Origin of the sequence: Nocardioides sp. 1609 (genome assembly GCF_004522105.1) — a bacterium.
Classification (GTDB): Bacteria; Actinomycetota; Actinomycetes; order Propionibacteriales; family Nocardioidaceae; genus Nocardioides.
On record NZ_SPUJ01000001.1, the window covers coordinates 445099 to 464469 of the forward strand.

Genomic DNA, 19371 nt, shown 5'->3' on the forward strand with positions numbered 1-19371 from the left:
GCGACCTGCTCGGTCGCGGTCGAGTCGGCCGACGGCCCGCGCCACGGCGGTGGACCACCCCGCGGGGACTTGCCCGGCCTGGGATGATGGAGACATGTTCTCCCGCGCCAAGACCACCCTCGTCGACGCCGACCACGCCCTGCCCGGGCGCGACTCCGACCCGTTCCAGCGCAGCGACGAGCACGTCGTCCTGGGCACCCCCGTGGTCACCGACGAGGTGCCCGACGGCCACGAGGTCGCGATCTTCGGGCTCGGGTGCTTCTGGGGCGCCGAGGAGATCTACTGGCAGAAGAAGGGCGTCTGGTCGACCTCGGTCGGCTACGCGGGCGGGCACACCGGCCACCCGTCGTACGAGGAGGTCTGCAGCGGCCGCACCGGTCACACCGAGGCCGTGCGGATCGTCTTCGACCCGGCCGTCGTCTCGTTCGCCGACCTGGTGAAGGTGTTCTTCGAGGTCCACGACCCGACGCAGGGCATGCGCCAGGGCAACGACGTCGGCACCCAGTACCGCTCGGCGATCTACTACACCTCCCCCGAGCAGGAGCAGGTCGCCCGCGACCTCACCAAGGTCTACGGCGACGAGCTCGCCCGGCGCCGCCTCGGCGACATCACCACCGAGATCCGCCCGGCCGCCGAGACGCCGTACTACTACGCCGAGGAGGCCCACCAGCAGTACCTGGCCAAGAACCCGTTCGGCTACCGCTGCCACGCCAACACCGGCGTGAGGTTCCCGGCGACGCACTGACCGCCCGGCCCCTCCGCGACCGGGGTTCCGGCTCAGGGCGCCGCTGAGGCCGAGGTGGGCACCGCCCACCGGAGCCGGGTCCCGCCGCCGGGCTCGGAACGGAGCAGGAACGTCCCGCCGTGACCCTCCGCGCGGCTGCGCATGTTGGCGACCCCGCTCTCGCGCCACTCCTCGGGGAGCCCGCGCCCGTTGTCGCCGACCGTGAGGGCGACCTCGGCACCCGTGACCGCGACGACCACGTCGACGGCCGAGGCAGCGGCGTGCCTGCTCGCGTTCGACAGCGCCTCGGCCAGGACGGCGAGCAGGTCGGGCGCCACGTCCTCGCCGACCATCGTGCGGACCGGGCCCTCGAAGCGGAGCGACGGGCGGAACTTGAGCGTCGCGGCCGCGCGCTCGACGAGACGGGTCACCTCGGCCTGGAGGTCGGCCGAGGACTCCAGGGCACCGAGGCCGAAGATCGAGCGGCGGATGTCCTTGATCGTGGCGTCGAGGTCGTCGACCGCCTGGTCGAGCCGGTCGGCGACCTCGGGGCGGTCCGTCAGCCGCGAGGTGCTCTGCAGGCCCAGCCCGACCGCGAACAGGCGCTGGATCACCAGGTCGTGGAGGTCGCGCCCGATCCGGTCGCGGTCCTGGAGGACGGCCAGGCGCTGCTGGTCGCGACGGGCCCGCGCCACCTGCAGGGCGAGGGCCGCCTGCTCGGCGAAGCTGGCCGGCAGCGACGAGTCGACGTCGTGGAACCGGTCGCGGTGCTGGTGGGTCCACGCCAGCGCGAGGACCCCCTCCGACCCCGTCGCCGACCCGAGAGGGACGACGATGGCCGGTCCGAGCCGTGGCCACCCCAGGAGCCCGGACGGATCGAGCGCCCGGGTGTCGGCGGCGAGGTCGTCGACCGAGACGGCCTCGCCGGTCCGCACGACGCTGCTGGCCAGCGACTCCTCGAGCGCCAGCGACCGCATCGCCACCGGGTCGGCCTCCAGGCCCGAGACCACCCGCAGGACCAGCTCGTCGCTGCCCGCGCCCACGACGATCCACGACACGTCCGCACCGGACACCTCGCGGGCGAGGTCGGCCACGGTCTGGAGCGGGTCGACCTCCAGGTTGGCGCTCGCGAGCAGGCGGGTGATCTCGGCGGTCGCAGCCAGCCAGTGCTCCCGCTGGGCGGCCCGCTCGTAGAGCCGGGCGTTCTCGATGACGACGCCCGCGGCGGCCGCCAGGGCGACCACCACGTTCTCGTCCTGCTCGGTGAAGTCGATCCCCCCGCTCTTCTCCGTGAGGTACAGGTTGCCGAAGACCTGGTCCCGGATGCGCACGGGGACACCGAGGAAGGAGCTCATCGGCGGGTGGTGCGGGGGGAACCCGAACGACTCCGGGTGTGCGGCGATGTCGTGCAGCCGCAGCGGCTCGGGCCGCTCGATGATCAGCCCGAGGAGACCGTGGCCCGCCGGGAGCTCGCCGATCTCGGCCACCTGGCCGGGGGTCACCCCGTGGTGGATGAAGGTCCGCAGGGGTCGCTCCACCCCGCCGCTGAGGATCCCCAGCGCGGCGTACCTCGCGTCGACGAGGGCGCTCGCGATCGACACGATCCGCGCCAGCACCCCGTCGAGGGTCAGGTCGGCCGCCATGGTCACGACGGCGTCGAGGAGCAGGCGCAGCCGCGCCTGCTCGTCGAGGACTCCCTCGACCCGCGCCAGGACCTCGCGCAGCAGCTCGTCGAAGTCGGCCCCCGACAGCGGCGTCGTCACGGCCGCCGCTCCTCCGGCGCGCATCCGCTCGACCAGGTCATCTGTCCTCCCGCGCGCCACGGTGGTGGCGACTGGTGCGCACGCTAGCAACATCGGGGATCCCGTGACGTTCGTCCCGTGGTCCCGGGACCGCGGCACCTGCGACCGCCGGCACCGCAGGCGCACGCTGGGTGGAGGACCGAGAGGACGAGGACATGACCCCAGGACAGCAGGACGCCCGGGCACGACACCTGATCGACCTCACCGAGGAGGAGTGCTGGGAGCTGGTCGCCACGCGCGACGTGGGCCGGCTCGCGTGGCAGGGCTCGGCGGGACTGACCGTCGTCCCGGTCAACTACCGGGCCGGAGGGGGTGAGGTCCTCCTGCGGACGGCCGCGTACTCCGCAGCCGCGCGTGAGTGCGACGACAGCCCGGTGGCCTTCCAGGTCGACGCCGTCGAGCCGACGACCCGCAGCGGGTGGAGCGTCCTCCTGCGAGGTCGGGCGCACCTCGACCACGTCGGCCCCGACGACGACGTCGACACCTGGCCGGCCGGTTCCCGTCCGCTGGTCGTGCGGATCGAGGCGACCGAGGTCACCGGACGCCGGCTGCCGCCGGCTGCGGGCGACCCGGCCCGCTGAGCGGGAGGCCGTCGCGACGACCGGGACGGCTACTGCTGGTGCTTGGTCGTGAAGATCGCGGCCTGGGTCCGGCTGGTCAGGTTGAGCTTCGCGAGCAGCGACGAGACGTAGTTCTTCACCGTCTTCTCCGCCAGGTACATCGTCTCGGCGATCTGGCGGTTCGTCATCCCCTCCCCGATCAGCTCGAGGATGCGCTGCTCCTGCCCGGTGAGGTGCTCGAGCTCCTTGTCGACGGGCGGGCCGTTGCGCACGCGCTCCAGCACCTGGGCGGTGACCTGCGGGTCGAGCATCGACTGGCCGGCCGCCACCCGACGTACGGTGTCGATGAAGTCGGTGCCCCGCACCTGCTTGAGGATGTAGCCGGCCGCTCCCGCCATGATCGCCGCGAACAGCGCGTCGTCGTCGTCGTACGACGTGAGGATGAGCGCCTTGATCCGGGGGTCGCGCGATCGCACCTCGCGGCAGACGTCGACACCGGACCCGTCGGGCAACCGGCCGTCGAGGATGGCGACGTCCGGACGCAGCGCCGGGATCCGGCGGGCCGCCTCCTCGGCCAGGCCGGACTCCCCCACCACGACGATGTCGCCCTCGCTCTCCAGCAGCTCCTTGATGCCTCGCCGGACCAGCTCGTGGTCGTCGAGGAGGAAGACCCGGATCGGGTCGGGTGCGGCAGGAGCTTCAGGCATGCCCTCAACCTAGACCGCGGTCCGCGGGCGAGGACCCGACTCCCGCCCTGCGCCGACGGGACCTTCGTCCCTGCCCCAGCGCGACCGCGGGGCGCACTGTGGAGGGCCCCACCCAAGGAGACCCGATGCTCGTCGAGGACGTCATGACGACCGACCCCGTCACCGTGACCCGGGCGGCGGGCGTCCCCGGCGTCGTCGCCGTCCAGGCGCCCTGACCGCGAGCCCGTGCCTCCCGTGCCCGCTGCCGCCCGCCGTCCGGTCGACGCCCCCTCCGCTCGCGCGGTCGTCGAGGCGGCGTGCCGCGCGCCCAGCATCCACAACACCCAGCCGTGGAGGTGGCGGGTGGACGACGCCGTCGTCGAGCTCCTCGCCGACCCCGGACGCCGCCTGCCCCACACCGACCCCCGGGGCCGGAGCCTCGCCATCAGCTGCGGCGCCGCGCTGCACCACGCGCAGGTCGCGGCGCGGGGACTCGGCTACCGTCCGGCGGTCCAGCGGTGGCCGGACGGGCCGGAGTCCGACCTCCTCGCCCGGGTCTCGCTCTCTCCCGCCGCCCGGTCGGCCGACGACGTCGCTCTCCTGCGGGCCCTCCGCGAGAGACGCACCGACCGCCGTCGCTTCACCTCCTGGCCGGTCCAGGGTGCGCGCCTCGAACGACTGGTCGAGGTGGCGAGGGAGTCCCGGGGCGACGCGATCGCGCTGCACGACGTCATCGACCGGTTCCGTCTCGAGCACCTGGTGGGTCGGGCGCGACTCGCGCAGGCCGCCGATCCCGCGCTGCTCGAGGAGCACCGGCGGTGGACCGACCACGGCCCGTACGACGGCGTGCCGGCTGTCGTGGTCCCGCCGGCGACGGACGAGGTCCCCAGCCGGCGCACCCGCTTCCCGGACGGGAGCCTCGAGGACCGCGACCACGAGATCGAGACCACCGACGGCGTCGTCGTCCTGTGCGGCGCGGCGGACGACCGCGCGTCCTGGGTGGCGACCGGTGAGGCCCTCGGGGCCGTCTGGCTCCACGCCGTCCAGGACGGGCTGGCGATCGTCCCGCTGAGCCAGGTGGTCGAGGTCGACGAGACCCGGTCGTCGTTGCAGCACCAGGTGCTCCTCGGTGTCGCCGCTCCCCACCTGGTCCTGCGCGTGGGCTGGCAGGCGATCAGCCGCCGCCACCTTCCTCGCACTCCTCGCCGGCCGGTGACGGACGTGCTGGTCCCGTGAGGTCACGGCGTCCGGCGTCGTGCCGGTTGCTCCCGGACGGGACGAAAGGCCCCCGTCGTCGAGGCGATCGCCCCTGCCGGCCGTGGCCGGCCGCCACCAGGCTGGGACCGACAGCCAGCAGGCCCCCGAGAAGGAGAAGACGATGAGCATCCTCCACCCGCACAGCCCCCCTGATGCGGCAGCCGTTGCGGCAGCGCGGCAGGACGGGTCGACCGACCTCAGCACGTTCGCGCGCCGCGCCCTGGCCGTGCTCCGCATCGGCTTCGGGCTGACCTTCCTCTGGGCCTTCCTCGACAAGGTGCTGGCGCTCGGGTTCCACACCGGCTACGACCAGGCCGGCACCCTCGACCGGTTCGGCGACGCCGCCTGGATCAACGGCGGAAGCCCGACGGAGGGCTTCCTCGCCTTCGGGGCCGACGGCCCGTTCGCCGAGCTCTACCGCTCGATCGCCGGTGCCGCGTGGGCGGACTGGCTCTTCATGCTCGGCCTCCTCGGGATCGGGACCGCCCTGGTGCTCGGCATCGGCATGCGGGCCGCGGCCGCGGCGGGCGCGTTGCTCTACGTCCTGATGTGGTCGGTCGTCCTGCCGCCGGAGAACAACCCCGTGCTGGACGACCACCTGCTCGGCGCCGTCACGCTCGTCGTCCTGGCCGCCACCCACGCCGGCACCACCTGGGGGCTCGGCCGCTGGTGGGCACGCACGTCGATCGCGTCGTCGGTCCCGATCCTCCGCTAGCCCCTCCCACCGCCGAGGTCCGGCCCCGAGGACGAACGCCGTCACCGGGGCCGCCCTGCGTCCGCCCGCGGCGGCGAGGACGGAAGGCCGGACAAGGCGTTGGACCCACGGCGAGCGACTCCGACAGGCATCGGTGGTGACCCGGACCTACGCCTCGCGTCCAGCCACGTCACCGCTCGGCCGCCCCCTCGACGGGCGTGCCTCCGCCGTCCTGCCGCGCAGGCGGTCGACCACGGCGGCGGCGGTGTCGCGTGCCGGGCGGTTGACACCGATCAGGGTGGCCGAGCCGGGTGCACACCAGTCGCCGTACCCGAGGAACCAGAGACGCGGGTCGTCGGTCGAGACCGCGGCGGTCGAGTCGTGGGTAGGTGCCGTGGTCGTGGGGTGCCCCCGCTCGTGGGACAGGCGGAGGGGGTGCAGGTGTCGCAGGGCGGGTCGGAAGCCGGTGCACCACACGATCACGTCCAGCTCCCGGGTGGTCCCGTCGTCCCAGACCGCCGCACTCTCGGTCAGTCGGCGCGGCATGTCGACGGCGCGCAGGCCGTGGTGGTCGCGCGCCTGCCGCACGGCGGGCACGGCCACGACGTCTCCCAGACCGCCGACGCCGGGGTTGGACCGCCCGGCCGCACGGTCGCGGACGGCCTGGCTGGCCACCTCGAAGAGGACCCGCCCGTCGACGTCGTCGGGCAGGAACCGCGGCCGCCCCCGGGTCGCCCACGTCACGTGCCCCGCGACGCCGGCGTGCAGGAGGAGGTCCGCTGCGACCTGGGCGCCGGAGTTCCCGCCCCCGACGACCAGGACGTTCGCTCCGGCCAGGTCGGAGGCGGCGCGGTAGTCGGCGGCGTGCAGCTGCCGCCCGCCGAACACCTCGGCACCGGGGACGGCCGGCCAGAACGGCCGGCTCCAGCTGCCGGTGGCGTTGACCACGACGCGGGCGTGCCACGACGCGCCGCTGTCGGCGGTGACCGCCAACCTACCGTCGGCCCAGTCGGCCCCGTCGGCCACGTCGGCCCCGTCGACCCCACGGACGTCGACGACCCGGTGCGGGCGACGCACCGGCAGGTCGTACCGGGCCTCGTAGTCGGCCAGGTAGCGGGCGACATGACCCGCCGACGGGGTGCCCTCGCGGTTCCAGGCCGGCATCGGCCACCCGGCCAGCGAGCTGTGGGAGGCCGGCGAGAACAGGGTGAGCGAGTCCCACGTGCCGACCCACGCCCCGCCCGGTCCCGGCTGCGCGTCGAGCAGCACGAACGAGAACCCGTGGCCGCCCTCACGGAGGTGACGCTGGTGGAGTCGTCGCAGGTGGTAGCCCATCGCGAGACCGGACTGCCCCGCTCCGACCACGGCCACGTCGACCTGCTCGACGTCGGCGACCCCGCCCCGGGGCGTCGCGCTCACGCCGCCGCGTCGTCGCGACGGCGTTCGAGCAGCACCGTCTCACGCCAGGCGCCGGCGGGCTCGGCCACCCGGCGGTGCCCGGGCAGCCACGTCGCGAGCTCCGCCGTCATGGGTCCAGCTTACATCGATCACCGTCGATGTTGACACCGTCGAGCGACGTCGACAGCACCGCCGGGGCGGCACGCGAGGACGACGTCGGGACGACGGTGGGGTGAGACGCGCGGTTGGTGCGGTGCGCGAGGATGGGGACATGGCCGATCTCCCTCGCAAGGCCGTCCGCCGCACCGCCCGGCTGGCCGCGCTGCCGCTGGGCTACGCGGGTCGCAAGACGGTCGGGCTCGGACGCCGGATGGGCGGCGCCCCGGCCGATGCGGTGATGACCGAGATCCAGCAGCGCACCGCCGAGCAGCTCTTCCGCACCCTGGGCGAGCTCAAGGGCGGTGCGATGAAGTTCGGGCAGGCGCTGTCGGTCTTCGAGGCCGCCCTGCCCGAGGAGGTCGCCGGTCCCTACCGCGAGCAGCTCACCAAGCTGCAGGACTCCGCTCCGCCCATGCCGACCCAGACCGTGCGCGACATCCTCGCCGCCGAGCTCGGTGCCGACTGGAAGGAGCGCCTGGTCTGGCTCGACGGTGGCCCGACGGCGTCCGCCTCGATCGGGCAGGTGCACCGCGGCCGCTGGCACGACGGCCGCGACGTCGCGGTCAAGGTCCAGTACCCCGGGGCGGGTGACGCGCTCCGCTCCGACCTGCGCCAGCTCGCCCGGCTCGGCCGCACGATCGGCCCGCTCTTCCCCGGCATCGACGTGAAGCCGCTGATCGACGAGATGCAGGCCCGCGCCGAGGACGAGCTCGACTACGCCCTCGAGGCCGAGGCCCAGCGCGCGTTCGCCGCGGCGTACGCCGACGACCGGGAGATCGTCGTCCCGCCGGTCGTCGAGGTCGGGCCGACCGTGCTGGTCACCGAGTGGCTCGACTCCACCTCGTCGCTGGCGAAGGTGATCGCCGAGGGGACCCCGGAGGAGCGCGACCACTACGGCGAGCTGTTCGCGCGCTTCCTCTTCTCCGGCCCGTCCCGCACCGGCATGCTGCACGCCGACCCGCACCCCGGGAACTTCCGCATCATCCCGGCCGACGACGGCGGCCTCGGCCGGCTCGGCGTCCTCGACTACGGCGCGGTGGCGCGGCTGCCCGACGAGCGGCTCCCCGAGTCCATCGGCATCCTGATGCGCCTGTGCGCGACCGGCGACGCCGACCGGGTGCTCGAGGGGCTGCGCGCGGAGGGCTTCGTCCGCGAGAAGATCAAGCTCGACGCCCAGCTGCTGATGGACTACCTCGCCCCGTTCGTCGAGCCGACCCTGGTCGAGCGGTTCCGGTTCAGCCGGGAGTGGATGCGCGCGCAGTTCCAGCGCATCAACAACCCGCGCGAGCCCGCCTACACGATCGCGATCAAGCTCAACCTGCCGCCGTCGTACCTGCTGATCCACCGCACCTGGGTGGGCGGCATCGGGGTGCTGAGCCAGCTCGACGCCGAGGCCCCGTTCCGCGACATCCTCATCGACTACCTGCCGGGCTTCGCCGACCCGTCCTGAGCCTCACAGCCCGAGGTGCATGACGTGCAGGCCGACCCGGCCGTGCGCGCGGGAGTCGAACGCCTCGGGGACGGTGCCGAGGATGCGGAACCCGAGGCTCTCCCACAGGCGGACGGCGGCCGTGTTGGTCTCCACGACCGCGTTGAACTGGATCGCCGCGAAGCCCTGCTCGCGGTGCCACGCGACCACGTGCTCCCCGAGGCGGCGGCCGACGCCGCGCCCGCGCGCGTCCGCGGCGACCATGAACGACGCCGTGCCGACGTGCGCGCCACGACCGGGCCGGTTCGGCCCCATGGTCGCGCTGCCGAGCACCCGGCCCGGTTCGTCGGCGTCCTCGAGCACGACCGTGACGCCGGGCGGACGCATCGTCCAGAGGTCGCGGGCCTGCTCGCTGGTCAGGTCGAGCGGGTAGGCGTAGGTCTCCCCCGCCTCGACGACGTCGCGGAAGAACGGCCACACCCGCGGCCAGTCGCCGGGGGTCATGGGTCGGATCGTGCCGCTCACTCGCCCACCGCGCCGTCGACGGCCTCCCGGATCAGGTCGGCGTGGCCGTTGTGGCGGGCGTACTCCTCGATCAGGTGCAGCAGGATCCAGCGCAGGCTGAGGCCCTCGCCGGTCTCCGGGTGGCGTCGGACGGCGATGGTGTCGACACCGTCGGCGGCCGCCGAGATCTCGGCGTCGCTCGTCGCGACGAGCCGCTCCCAGAGCCCGAACAGCTCCTCGGGGGCGTCGTCCGTGGCCGACTCGAGCTCCCAGTCGTCGGAGAGCTCCCACACCGCGTCGTCGTCGAACGGCGGGGACGGCGGCCGGCCCGCCAGGTTGACGCCGCACCACCAGTCCTCGACGTAGGCCAGGTGCTTGACCAGGCCGGCGAGCGTGAGGTCGGACGGCGGGTGCGGGGTGGCGAGCTGCTCCCGGGTGAGGCCCGCCGTCTTCCGGCGCAGCGTCGCGCGGTGGTAGTCGAGGTAGGACCGCAGCATCGTCAGCTCGTCGGCGACGTGGGGCGGGGTGGTGCGGACGTGCTCCGAGGTCGTCATCCGCGCGACGCTAGCCCGCGGGGGCGCGCTCGTCACCCGTGTTCCGGCGCCGTCCCGGCGTTTCGCCCGCCGGACCCGGGGGAGGTTCTCCGGCGTGGCCGCGCCGCGGCCCTCGGAGAGGACAGCGATGGGCGAGCTCAGGATCGACCCGCAGCAGCTGCGCACGCGCGGCACGGTCAACGTGCCGGACCAGGCCGAGCGCATGGCGAGGGTGGCACAGGACCTCTTCGACGGTCTCGGCTCGCTGAACTCGATGAGCGCCCTCGCCGGGGACCCGACCGCCCTGCGCAACCTGCTGCAGGTGGGCAGCGACGTCTACGACGAGCTGCGCAAGACGGTCGGCTCCCTCAACAACATCGGGGTCGCGCTGGTGATGACCGCCGACGACTTCCACGGCACCGACGAGCAGGCCGAGAAGAAGTACGAGCACCTGACCCCCGCGCCCCTCCCGCCCGACTACCGCGACCTCGAGACACCCGGCGCGAACAGCGAGGACGGCGGACACGTGCCCTCCACACCCGACGCCGTCGACCCCGACGGCTACCACCCGGGCCGATGACGAGCGGCTTCGACCAGGGCGCCTTCGACGACGCGCTCGACAGGATCGAGACCTGCCTGGGCTACCTCAAGGGCAACGAGCTCGCCTGGCAGACCTTCCACGAGTACGGTCTCGGCACCATCGAGATGCCCCCGGCCCTGGGCGAGTTCAGCTACTCGACGCCGTGTCCGGACGGTCGGTTCAAGGTCGAGTACTGGAAGTACCCGAGCATCGACACCCAGGCCGGTTGGGACAGCAGCCCCGAGAACATCAAGGCCCAGGTCGACGGGCTGAAGCAGGCCATGGACACCGCCTGGCGCTTCGGGCCCTCGTGGGCGAACGGGGTGGCCGGGCAGATGCGCGATGTCTGCGCCCAGTTCACCGAGCCCTTCGTCCCGACCATGACCGGGGCCATCGAGATGATGCAGGCGCGCGTGGTCAGCCAGCTCGAGCTCAGCGTCAACGACGACTGGCTCGAGCTCGGCGGCGCCGCGGCCGACTGGGACGGCCGGTTCGCCAACAACTTCCGGATCTTCTACGACAACTACAACGACGTGGTGTCCCGGTTCGGCGTGTTCACCGGCTGGATCAACCTCGGCTTCTCCCTCGCGGCCCGCCTCATCGCCGGCGCCCAGCAGGGGGCCGGCAAGACCGCCGACAGCCTGCGGAAGAACCTCGAGAGCCAGCTGGACCACTGGGTCCACGACGGCGGCGACCAGCCCAACGAGCCCGGGGAGTGGCCGCCGTGGGTCGGCGACATGGCCAGCCTCGTCGGCAGCACGCTCGACCTCGCCGGGAAGATCCCGATCGTCGGGGAGGTCAACGAGCTCCGCGGCCTGTACTCCCAGACGACCGCGGTGATGCAGGACATCGACGACCTCACCGGATCCAACCTGATGCCGGACAAGAAGGCCTTCGCCCAGGTGCAGCGGGCCGACGAGATCTACGAGTGCCTGCAGACGTCGATGTACGACGAGTACTACCTCAACTACCGCGCCGGCATGGACCAGATCGACGCCGGCGGCGCCGGGGAGGGCTACGTCGAGAACAGCTTCAGCGCCCAGGGGCTGCTCGGGCTGATGGACGACGTCGGCAGCCAGTTCGGGTTGCGCCCCGTCCCAGCAACCAACCTGAACTAGCGCTCGGCTCAGCCGCCGAAGCCGGCGACCCCGAAGGCGAGGTGGCACGGCACCACCAGCGCGCCGGCGCACAGCGCGGCCCGGCCCAGCAGCACCGGACGGCGCACGGCGCTCGCGAGGACCAGCAGCCCCGCCGTCCCGGTGAGGACGGCGGTGCCGGGGGTGCCGAGCCGCAGCCACGCCTCGGCGACCAGGACCGCCGAGGCCAGCCCGAGACCTGCCGCCGCCGACCAGGTGTCGCCCGCGCGCGACCACACGCCGGCGAGCCCGAACCCGAGGCCCGCGACCACGCCGAAGAGCACCCAGGCCATCGACGACGCCGCGACGAGCGAGGACGGCGAGGCCAGGTCGACCGCGATCGCCGCCACGTAGTACGCCTCGACGGCGACGACGAGGAGGACCGCCCCGGCGATCGCGCCGACCGTCCCCGTGGGCGCCACCACCCGGGCCAGCGCGAACGCCGCCACCGCCCACCCGGCCGAGGAGTTGGCCAGGTCGGCCCACGGGTACGGCAACGTGGTCTGCAGGAGGAGGTCGACCACGCCCAGCACGATGCCCAGCGCGACCGCGAGCGACAGCGCGGAGGCGGCGGACCGGTCGGCGGGGACCGCCGAGGAGGAGGCGCCGGGACGGGGCTGGAGGAGGGTCATGCCGCGAACCTACGAGTCCGCGACGGCCCCGACCTCCACCTCAGGTGCCGCTGCCGGCACCCCAGGTGCCGGGCGTCCGGTCGGTGATGCAGTACGACGACCCGGCCGGGTCGACCAGCACGGTGAAGCCGCGGTCGGGCCCTGCCGGCGCCGGGGCCGGGACGGCGCCGAGGGCCAGGTGCCGCGCGACCTCGGCCGCGCGGTCGTCGGCGGCCAGGTCGAGGTGGATGCCGGGCGCGCGCTCCTCGTCGAGCCGCTGCAGCAGGAGCCGCAGCGGCATCCCGGCGCCGTCGAGCCGCCGGAACTCGGGCTCGTCGACGGGGGTGGGGTCGAAGCCGGTGAGCTCCTGCCAGAAGGCGCACTCGACGTCGTACGCCGCCGGGCCGACGTCGAGGCAGACCTGGTCGACCTGCGAGCGGCCGCCGGGCCACGACGCCGGCGCCGACCGCACCAGCCGGGCGGGGGCGGGCTCGGGGACGAGGCAGAACGTCAGCCCGGCCGGGCTCTCCAGGACGACGTGGCCCCGGTCGGCCACGACGCTCGCCCCGAGCCGGACCGCGCGCTGGGCCGCGGTCCACGGGTCCGTGACGTGCAGGTCGAGGTGCACCCCCGACCGGCCGGCCCGCAGGCACTGGACCCGCAGGTGGTCGTCGCCGTCGGCGGCCACGAGGGTGGCGAACTCGTCGTGGAGCCCCCGGCTGGGCGACACCTCGTGACCGGTGACGCCCGCCCAGAACACGACGCCCCGCTCGAAGTCGTCCGCGGCGAGGTCGAGGAAGGCGGTGAGCCAGGTCGGGCTCGACCCGGTGGTCGGCTCGGTGGTCGGCTCGGAGGTCGTCATGGCCTCACCGTAGGTCGACCCACCGCTCGCCCACCACGACCGCCTCGGCCGCGCCGCCGGAGAGCTCGGCGACGAGCGCGCGGACGGCGTCCTCCTCCGCGGGCGGCACGCCGAGCCGCAGCGTCACCGCGGCGCCGTACGCCGTGTCGAGGACGACGACCCCCCGGCCCCGCAGGTCGCTCTCGACCCGTCCGGCGACGTCGTGCCCGACCTCGAGCGCGAGCTCGCGGAGCAGCCCCCGACGCAGGGTGCCGGCGCCGTCGGCGGCGGCGCGGACGGCGTCGCCGTAGGCGCGTACCAGCCCTCCCGCGCCCAGCAGGGTGCCGCCGAACCACCGGGTGACCACCGCCACGACATCGGCCAGGCCGTGCCCGCGCAGCACCTCCAGCATCGGGGCGCCCGCCGTGCCGGACGGCTCGCCGTCGTCGCTGGACCGCACGACCTGTCCCCCGCCCGGCGGCCCCAGCACGAACGCCGAGCAGTGGTGCCGGGCGTCGTGGTGCGCGCGACGCAGGCGGTCGACGACGGCGCGGGCGGCGTCCTCGGTCTCGACGCGCTCGAGGGTGCAGAGGAACCGCGACCGCCTGACCTCGGTCTCGGCCTCGGTGTCGCGCGCGATCGTGAGGTAGGACCCGGCGCTCACCACAGCCCGACGACCCCGCCGCCGATCCGGACGACGAAGCCCGCGACGACGACGATGAAGAACCCCCGCACGAAGCCGGCGCCCTTCGCGATGGCGGTCCGGGCCCCCAGGTAGCCGCCGACGAGGTTGGCCGCGCCGAGGGTCAGCCCGACGTGCCACAGCACGGCGCCCTGCGGCACGAAGACGCACAGCGCGGCCAGGTTGGTCGCCCAGTTCGCCAGCCGTGCCTTGGCGCTGGCCTCGAGGAAGTTGTAGCCGAGCAGCCCGACGAGCAGGAAGACGAAGAAGCTCCCGGTGCCCGGGCCGAGCGCGCCGTCGTAGAACCCGACCCCCAGGCCGGTGAGCACCGCCATCAGCGTGTGCCGGTGGCCGCCGAACCGCAGCGTGGTCTCGTCGCCGAGGTCGGGCTTGACGACGACGTAGGTGCCGACCAGCACCAGCACCACCAGGACGATCGGGTCGAACGCGCTGCGGGGGATGTGGCTGGCGACGAACGCACCGAGCACCGACCCGGTGAAGGCGAAGCCCATCAGCGGCAGGAACGTGCGGGGGTCGGGGCGCACCCGCCGGTAGTAGGTGATCGAGCTGACCGACGTCCCGCAGATCGAGCCGAGCTTGTTGGTGGCCAGGATCTCGACGGGTGCCGCCCCGGGGAGGCCGAGCAGCAGCGCCGGCAGCTGGATCAACCCGCCGCCGCCGACCACCGCGTCGACGTACCCCGCGACCAGGCCGGCCAGGGCCAGGAGCGCGAGCACGGTCAGGGTCGGCTCGCTCACCGGCTCACCGTAGTGGTGGGCCGTAGCGTGGCCGGGTGCGCATCGTCTCCCTGCTCCCCTCGACCACCGAGATCCTGTTCGCCGTCGGCGCCGGCGACGACGTCGTCGGGGTCACCTTCGAGTGCGACCACCCGCCGGAGGCCCGGCGGCGCCGCATCGTCTCGACCTCGTCGATGCCCGAGGGCCTCACGCCCGCCGCCATCGACGCCCACGTGGCCGCCGCGGTCGCCCGGGGCGAGGACCTCTACCGCCTCGACGCGGGTGCCCTGGCCGACCTGGACGCCGACCTCGTCGTCACCCAGGACCTCTGCGCCGTCTGCGCGATCGACGTCACCCTCGTCGACGACGCGCTGGCGCACCTCGGCTGCACCGCCGACGTGCTCACGCTCGACCCGCACACCCTGGACGACGTCCTCGCCTCGATCGTCCGGCTCGGGGAGGCCACCGGCCGGCTCGCCGCGGCGCAGGCCCTCGTGGCCGACCTCCGGGCCCGCCTGGACGCCGTCTCGACGCAGGTCGCGCACGTCGCGCACCGGCCGCGGGTCGTCGTCCTGGAGTGGACCGACCCGCCGTACGCCCCGGGCCACTGGATCCCGGAGATGGTCGCCCTGGCCGGCGGCGAGTGCGTGCTGGGCGCCGCGGGTGAGAAGTCGACGCGGGTGCCGTGGTCGGCCGTGCACGACGCGCGACCGGACGTCGTCGTGGTGGCGCCGTGCGGCTACGACCGCGCGGGGGCGCAGGCCCAGGCCGACGCGCTGGTGGCGGCGGGGATGCTCCCGGACGGCGTCCTCGTGCACGCCGTGGACGCCGACGCGATGTGGGCGCGGCCGGGGCCGCGTCTCGTCGACGGGATCGAGGAGCTGGCCGAGGTGCTGCGGCGGCCCCGGGACGGAACTCGTGGGACCCAGGAGGTTTAGGACGGGCCCGCGGAGCCTAAGGTGTCCGCGACCCCATTCACTCGTTCTAAGGGATTCCGCATGCGCATGTTCCGCACGATCGCTGCCGTGGCCGCCCTGGTCATGGCCGCCACGATGACCTCGCTGGTCGCGTCGCCCACCCACGCCGCCGCCCCCGCCAAGCCCAAGCACAACCTGAGCAGCGTCACCGCCGGCAACACGCCGAAGGCGAACGTCTTCTACGCCAAGGGCAAGATCAAGACGCTCAAGAAGAAGAACGTCATCCTCCAGCGCGCCAACGGCCGCAAGGGCAACTACTCGAAGTTCAAGGTCCAGAAGACCAACGCCCAGGGCGGCTTCAAGTTCCTGTTCTCCGGCCGCCCCGGCCAGTGCTTCAAGGTCGTCGCCCCGCCGACGCCCCGCAACCGGAGCGCCTCGAAGTTCGTCGGCTGCATCACCCGCGGCTGACGTCCCGCGGTCCCCGACCGCACCCGCACAGCACCGAGGCCCGTGCCTTCGTCGACCGACGGAGCCACGGGCCTCGTGCCGTGCCGGGACCGGCTCAGTCGTCGCCGACCCAGGAGCCGCGGCCACCCATCCAGTCGCCGTAGTGCGACCGGAGGCCCGACATGATGCCGCCGGAGCCACCGGGACGACCCGCGTCGCGCGAGCCGAGGTAGGAGCCGACGACGGCGGCGCCCAGGTCGTCGAGCTCGGGACTGACCATCCGCCCGTCGACGCGCTGCGCCATCTGCTCGATGAACCGCGCCAGGCCGGGGTCGTCGCCGAGCCGGAAGAACGTCGTCTGGGCACCCATCCGGCGCGAGTTGTCGAGCTCACGGACGGCGTGGGCGATCGTCATCGGGTGCGGCGGGTAGGAGAAGTAGACCTCGCCGCTGGCCTCGAGGTGCGACGTCGGCTCGCCGTCGGTGACGATGAGCAGCACCGGCTGGGCGTTGGGGTGCTTGCGGAAGTGCCGGTTGGCCAGCAGCAGGGCGTGGTGCAGGTTGGTGCCCTTGTCCCACATCGCGTCGAGCGCGGTGAGCTGCTCGATGTCCATCACCTCCGCCTGCCGCCCGAAGCCGATCAGCTGGAGGTGGTCGCCGCGGAACCGGGTGCGGATCAGCGTGTGCAGGGCCAGCGCCGTCCGTTTCATCGGCACCCACCGGCCGTCCATCGCCATCGAGAACGACGTGTCGACCAGCAGCGCGACGGCGGCCTGTGTGCGCGCCTCGGTCTCCTGGACCTCGACGTCGTCGATGGCGAGCACCCGCCGGTCGGTCGGGTCGGTCGCGCGACGGCGGACGCCGTTGAGCACCGAGCGGGGGATGTCCCACGGCTCGGTGTCGCCGAACTGCCACTCCCGGGTCGCTCCCGAGCGCTCCCCCGCCGCCCCGGCCTTGTCGAGGTCGCGCTGTCCCTGACGACCGCTGAGCTTCTGCGCGACGTCGCGCAGCAGCGCCTTGCCGAGCTGGCGCATCGCCTTCGGCGTCAGGCTGAGCTGGCCGTCCGAGCCCCGGCGCAGGGTGCCGCCGTCGCGCAGCGCCTTCTCCAGCTGCTGGAGCGTGCGGGCGTCGACGGCCGCGCCGTCACCGAGCTGGCGGGCGAGTGCGTCGAGGTCGAGGTCGTCGAGCCGCGCGCCGCCGTAGGACTGCGAGAGCTGCTCGGAGAGCTGGTCGAGGTCGGCGAGGTCCTGGAAGACACCGGTGCCGTCGCCGAGCCCGACGCCCTCGCCGCCCTCGCCCATCTGCTCCGAGCCGCCCCAGTCCTCGCCGGGACGCAGCGACTGCAGGTTGGCGTCGAGCTGGGCCAGCTGGTCCATCAGCTCGGGCGAGCCGAACGCCTGGGCGCTGAGCTCCATCAGCTCCTGCCGCTGCTCGGGTGACATCGAGTTCAGCATCCGCTGGGCGGCTGCGGCTCGCTGGGCCATCGTGTCGAGCAGCTCCTCGAGGTTCTCCGGACCCTCGGGGAAGTACTCCCCGTGCTCGGCCATGAAGTCGTCGAAGTCCTGCTGCGTGTCCTCGCCGCGGCGGTGCTTGTCGAGCAGCTCGTTGAGGTCGCCGAGCATCTCCTGGACGGCGGCGCGGTCGGCGTCCGAGGCGTTCGCGAGCGCCTCCTTCATGCCGGCGAAGCGCTGGTCGAGCAGCTCGCGGCCGAGGAGGTCCTTGATCTTCTCGAAGTCCTCGCGGGCCCGGCTGCTCTGCCAGTCGTACTCGCCGAGCTCGCTGACCGCGGCGGCGGTGCTGGGCGGCAGGTTGTCCATCTGCATCTCGCGCAGGGCACGGTCGCCGTCGTCCATCATCGCGTCGCGGGCCAGCTGCTTGCGCTCCTCGAGGACCGCGTTGTCGAGCAGCTCGCGGACCTCCTGCAACGTGCCGTCGAGGTCGTGCTGCTCGAGCAGCTCGCGCCGCCGCTCGGCCACCCGGCGGGCGAGGTCGTCGAGCCCGCGCTGGTCCTGGCCACCGCGACGCAGGAACTCCCGCATCGCGCGCTCGGGGCTGTAGCCGGCCATCACGTCCTCGCCGATGGCGTCCAGCGCCTCGGCCAGGTCCACCGGCGGGGCGAGCGGGTCGCCGCCGTCGTAGCTCTTGAAGCGGTTCGAGCGCGTCCTAGCCATAGACCGTCTCGGATCCGTCGGAGTCCTTGCCGATCTTGCGGGCCAGGTAGAGCCCCTCGAGCGCGAGCTCGATGGCGCCGGCGCGGGTGCCGTCGTCGGTGGCGTCGAGGCGGTCGCAGACGTCGTCGTACAGCTCGGACTCGCCGAGCACCGGCAGGCCGGTGAGGAAGTCGCGGGCGGTGACCTGCTCACCGGTGGTGACCATGGCGCCGTTCTCGATAGCGGCCACGAGGACGCCGAAGTCGAGGCCGCGGAAGTGCGCCCGGACGGTCTCGGCGGTCGCGGTGCGGAGCAGGTGCGTGAGGACCTCGTCCTCGCGCCCCTCCTCGCCGGTCTCGAACTCGATCTTGCCGCCGAGGACGTCGACGGCGGTCTCGAGGTCGACCACGCGAGCCACCGCCTCGTCCTCGTGCTGCACGGTCGCGCGGTGAAGCGCGGCGGCGGCGATCGTCTCGGCGCCGGCGATCGCGAACCTGGCCGAGACGCCGGAGCGCTGGTCGACCGACGACGACTCCCGCAGCTGGCGGGTGAAGCGGGCCAGGATCTCGACGAGGTAGTCGGGGACGTCGGCGACCAGGTCGGCCTCCTGGCGGATGACGGCGATCTCGGCGTCCAGCTCGGTCGGGTAGTGGGTGCGGATCTCGGCGCCGAAGCGGTCCTTGAGCGGCGTGATGATCCGGCCGCGGTTGGTGTAGTCCTCGGGGTTGGCGCTGGCCACGACGAGGACGTCGAGCGGGAGCCGCACGACGTACCCGCGGATCTGGATGTCGCGCTCCTCCATGACGTTGAGCATCGCGACCTGGATCCGCTCGGCCAGGTCGGGCAGCTCGTTGATCGCCACGATGCCGCGGTGGCTGCGCGGGATGAGGCCGAAGTGGATGGTCTCGGGATCACCGAGCGAGCGGCCCTCGGCGACCTTCATCGGGTCCACGTCGCCGATCAGGTCGGCGACGCTGGTGTCGGGGGTGGCGAGCTTCTCGGCGTACCGCTCGTCGCGGTGGCGCCACTCGACCGGCAGCCGGTCGCCCTCCTCGGTCGCGCGGCGCCGCGACTCGTGGGTGATCGGCTCGAACGGGTGCTCGCCGAGGTCGGAGCCGCCGATGACCGGCGTCCACTCGTCGAGCAGGCCGACCATGGTGCGCAGCAGCCGGGTCTTGCCCTGGCCGCGCTCGCCGAGCAGGACGATGTCGTGGCCGGCGATGAGGGCCCGCTCGAGCTGCGGGACGACGGTGTTCTCGAAGCCGTGCAGGCCGGGCCAGGGATCCTCGCCGGCGGCCAGCTTGGCCAGCAGGTTGTCACGGATCTCGGTGCGGAGGGACTTCTGGACGTGCCCGGCGGCGCGGAGCTCGCCGAGGGTGGAAAGGGTGGGTCGAGTCACCATTTTACGCTACTCCCGGGGTCCGAACGCGGGTGTCGCGCGCGTCGAGGTCGGGGGTCAGCCGTAGCGGCCCGAGCTGCGGTAGTCCCGGCCGTTTGGGTCCTGAGATCGTCGATCTGGGGGCCC

At 73.5% G+C, this 19371-nt stretch carries 20 protein-coding genes; 9 read left to right on the forward strand and 11 right to left on the reverse strand.

All coding sequences use genetic code 11. From position 1 onward, the window contains the following. Nucleotides 1–94 precede the first annotated feature (94 nt). Nucleotides 95–745, forward strand: coding sequence for a peptide-methionine (S)-S-oxide reductase MsrA (msrA, locus tag E4623_RS02000; RefSeq protein WP_134764839.1), 651 nt, complete (start codon nt 95–97; stop codon nt 743–745). Nucleotides 746–777: 32 nt separating this feature from the next. Here msrA and E4623_RS02005 read toward each other — a convergent pair whose 3' ends face one another. After that, nucleotides 778–2487 carry a GAF domain-containing protein gene (locus E4623_RS02005; protein ID WP_245154784.1) on the reverse strand — a complete coding sequence of 570 codons (1710 nt, stop codon included), beginning with the start codon at nt 2485–2487 and terminating at the stop codon, nt 778–780. A 194-nt stretch (nt 2488–2681) separates the two neighbouring features. Here E4623_RS02005 and E4623_RS02010 point away from each other — a divergent pair, with 194 nt between their 5' ends. Then, nucleotides 2682–3107 carry a pyridoxamine 5'-phosphate oxidase family protein gene (locus E4623_RS02010; protein ID WP_134764841.1) on the forward strand — a complete coding sequence of 142 codons (426 nt, stop codon included), beginning with the start codon at nt 2682–2684 and terminating at the stop codon, nt 3105–3107. A gap of 29 nt (nt 3108–3136) precedes the next feature. Here the strand turns inward: E4623_RS02010 and E4623_RS02015 are convergent, their stop codons facing one another. After that, on the reverse strand, nt 3137–3793 hold the full coding sequence (locus E4623_RS02015) for a response regulator transcription factor (RefSeq protein ID WP_134764842.1): 657 nt from the start codon (nt 3791–3793) through the stop codon (nt 3137–3139). Between the two features lie 234 nt (nt 3794–4027). Between E4623_RS02015 and E4623_RS02020 the strand changes: the two genes are divergently transcribed. Then, entirely contained in the window at nt 4028–5008 is a 981-nt protein-coding gene (locus tag E4623_RS02020; protein WP_167736430.1) for an NAD(P)H nitroreductase, read from the forward strand. A gap of 142 nt (nt 5009–5150) precedes the next feature. Continuing rightward, nucleotides 5151–5744 (forward strand): hypothetical protein, encoded by a 594-nt coding sequence (locus E4623_RS02025; protein WP_134764844.1) that lies wholly within the window; start codon nt 5151–5153, stop codon nt 5742–5744. Nucleotides 5745–5891: 147 nt separating this feature from the next. Here the strand turns inward: E4623_RS02025 and E4623_RS02030 are convergent, their stop codons facing one another. Further along, nucleotides 5892–7142 carry an ArsO family NAD(P)H-dependent flavin-containing monooxygenase gene (locus E4623_RS02030; RefSeq protein ID WP_245154785.1) on the reverse strand — a complete coding sequence of 417 codons (1251 nt, stop codon included), beginning with the start codon at nt 7140–7142 and terminating at the stop codon, nt 5892–5894. 250 nt (nt 7143–7392) lie between these two features. Between E4623_RS02030 and E4623_RS02035 the strand changes: the two genes are divergently transcribed. Next, nucleotides 7393–8730, forward strand: coding sequence for an AarF/ABC1/UbiB kinase family protein (locus E4623_RS02035; RefSeq protein ID WP_134764845.1), 1338 nt, complete (start codon nt 7393–7395; stop codon nt 8728–8730). 3 nt (nt 8731–8733) lie between these two features. Here the strand turns inward: E4623_RS02035 and E4623_RS02040 are convergent, their stop codons facing one another. Further along, on the reverse strand, nt 8734–9213 hold the full coding sequence (locus tag E4623_RS02040; protein WP_134764846.1) for a GNAT family N-acetyltransferase: 480 nt from the start codon (nt 9211–9213) through the stop codon (nt 8734–8736). A 17-nt stretch (nt 9214–9230) separates the two neighbouring features. Then, nucleotides 9231–9767 (reverse strand): DinB family protein, encoded by a 537-nt coding sequence (locus E4623_RS02045; protein ID WP_134764847.1) that lies wholly within the window; start codon nt 9765–9767, stop codon nt 9231–9233. A gap of 127 nt (nt 9768–9894) precedes the next feature. Here E4623_RS02045 and E4623_RS02050 point away from each other — a divergent pair, with 127 nt between their 5' ends. Together E4623_RS02050 and E4623_RS02055 are read left to right on the forward strand one after the other, a co-directional pair. Then, a complete protein-coding gene (locus E4623_RS02050) occupies nt 9895–10326 on the forward strand; it encodes a hypothetical protein (RefSeq protein ID WP_134764848.1) in 432 nt (143 codons plus the stop codon). Then, nucleotides 10323–11444: a hypothetical protein gene (locus E4623_RS02055; protein ID WP_134764849.1), complete on the forward strand. Its 1122-nt coding sequence runs from the start codon at nt 10323–10325 to the stop codon at nt 11442–11444. Before E4623_RS02050 ends, E4623_RS02055 begins: the two co-directional genes overlap by 4 nt. A gap of 8 nt (nt 11445–11452) precedes the next feature. On the opposite strand, the gene E4623_RS02060 is transcribed toward E4623_RS02055, so the two are convergent. From E4623_RS02060 to E4623_RS02075, 4 genes are read right to left on the reverse strand one after another with little or no spacing between them, the layout of a single operon-like run. Then, on the reverse strand, nt 11453–12094 hold the full coding sequence (locus E4623_RS02060; protein WP_134764850.1) for a DUF6518 family protein: 642 nt from the start codon (nt 12092–12094) through the stop codon (nt 11453–11455). A gap of 40 nt (nt 12095–12134) precedes the next feature. Next, nucleotides 12135–12935, reverse strand: coding sequence for a VOC family protein (locus tag E4623_RS02065; protein ID WP_134764851.1), 801 nt, complete (start codon nt 12933–12935; stop codon nt 12135–12137). A gap of 4 nt (nt 12936–12939) precedes the next feature. Continuing rightward, nucleotides 12940–13578, reverse strand: coding sequence for a YigZ family protein (locus E4623_RS02070; protein WP_134764852.1), 639 nt, complete (start codon nt 13576–13578; stop codon nt 12940–12942). Next, nucleotides 13575–14354, reverse strand: a complete 780-nt coding sequence (locus E4623_RS02075) for a TSUP family transporter (protein WP_134764853.1) — start codon at nt 14352–14354, stop codon at nt 13575–13577. The genes E4623_RS02070 and E4623_RS02075 overlap by 4 nt, the downstream gene beginning before the upstream one ends. A gap of 35 nt (nt 14355–14389) precedes the next feature. Between E4623_RS02075 and E4623_RS02080 the strand changes: the two genes are divergently transcribed. Together E4623_RS02080 and E4623_RS02085 are read left to right on the forward strand one after the other, a co-directional pair. Further along, nucleotides 14390–15271 carry a cobalamin-binding protein gene (locus tag E4623_RS02080; protein ID WP_134764854.1) on the forward strand — a complete coding sequence of 294 codons (882 nt, stop codon included), beginning with the start codon at nt 14390–14392 and terminating at the stop codon, nt 15269–15271. A 60-nt stretch (nt 15272–15331) separates the two neighbouring features. Then, nucleotides 15332–15718 carry a hypothetical protein gene (locus E4623_RS02085; protein ID WP_134764855.1) on the forward strand — a complete coding sequence of 129 codons (387 nt, stop codon included), beginning with the start codon at nt 15332–15334 and terminating at the stop codon, nt 15716–15718. Between the two features lie 94 nt (nt 15719–15812). Here the strand turns inward: E4623_RS02085 and E4623_RS02090 are convergent, their stop codons facing one another. Both E4623_RS02090 and E4623_RS02095 read right to left on the reverse strand, forming a co-directional pair. Next, nucleotides 15813–17867, reverse strand: coding sequence for a VWA domain-containing protein (locus E4623_RS02090; RefSeq protein ID WP_134764856.1), 2055 nt, complete (start codon nt 17865–17867; stop codon nt 15813–15815). Continuing rightward, nucleotides 17860–19248: a sigma 54-interacting transcriptional regulator gene (locus tag E4623_RS02095; protein ID WP_134764857.1), complete on the reverse strand. Its 1389-nt coding sequence runs from the start codon at nt 19246–19248 to the stop codon at nt 17860–17862. Before E4623_RS02095 ends, E4623_RS02090 begins: the two co-directional genes overlap by 8 nt. Between the last annotated feature and the right edge of the window lie 123 nt (nt 19249–19371).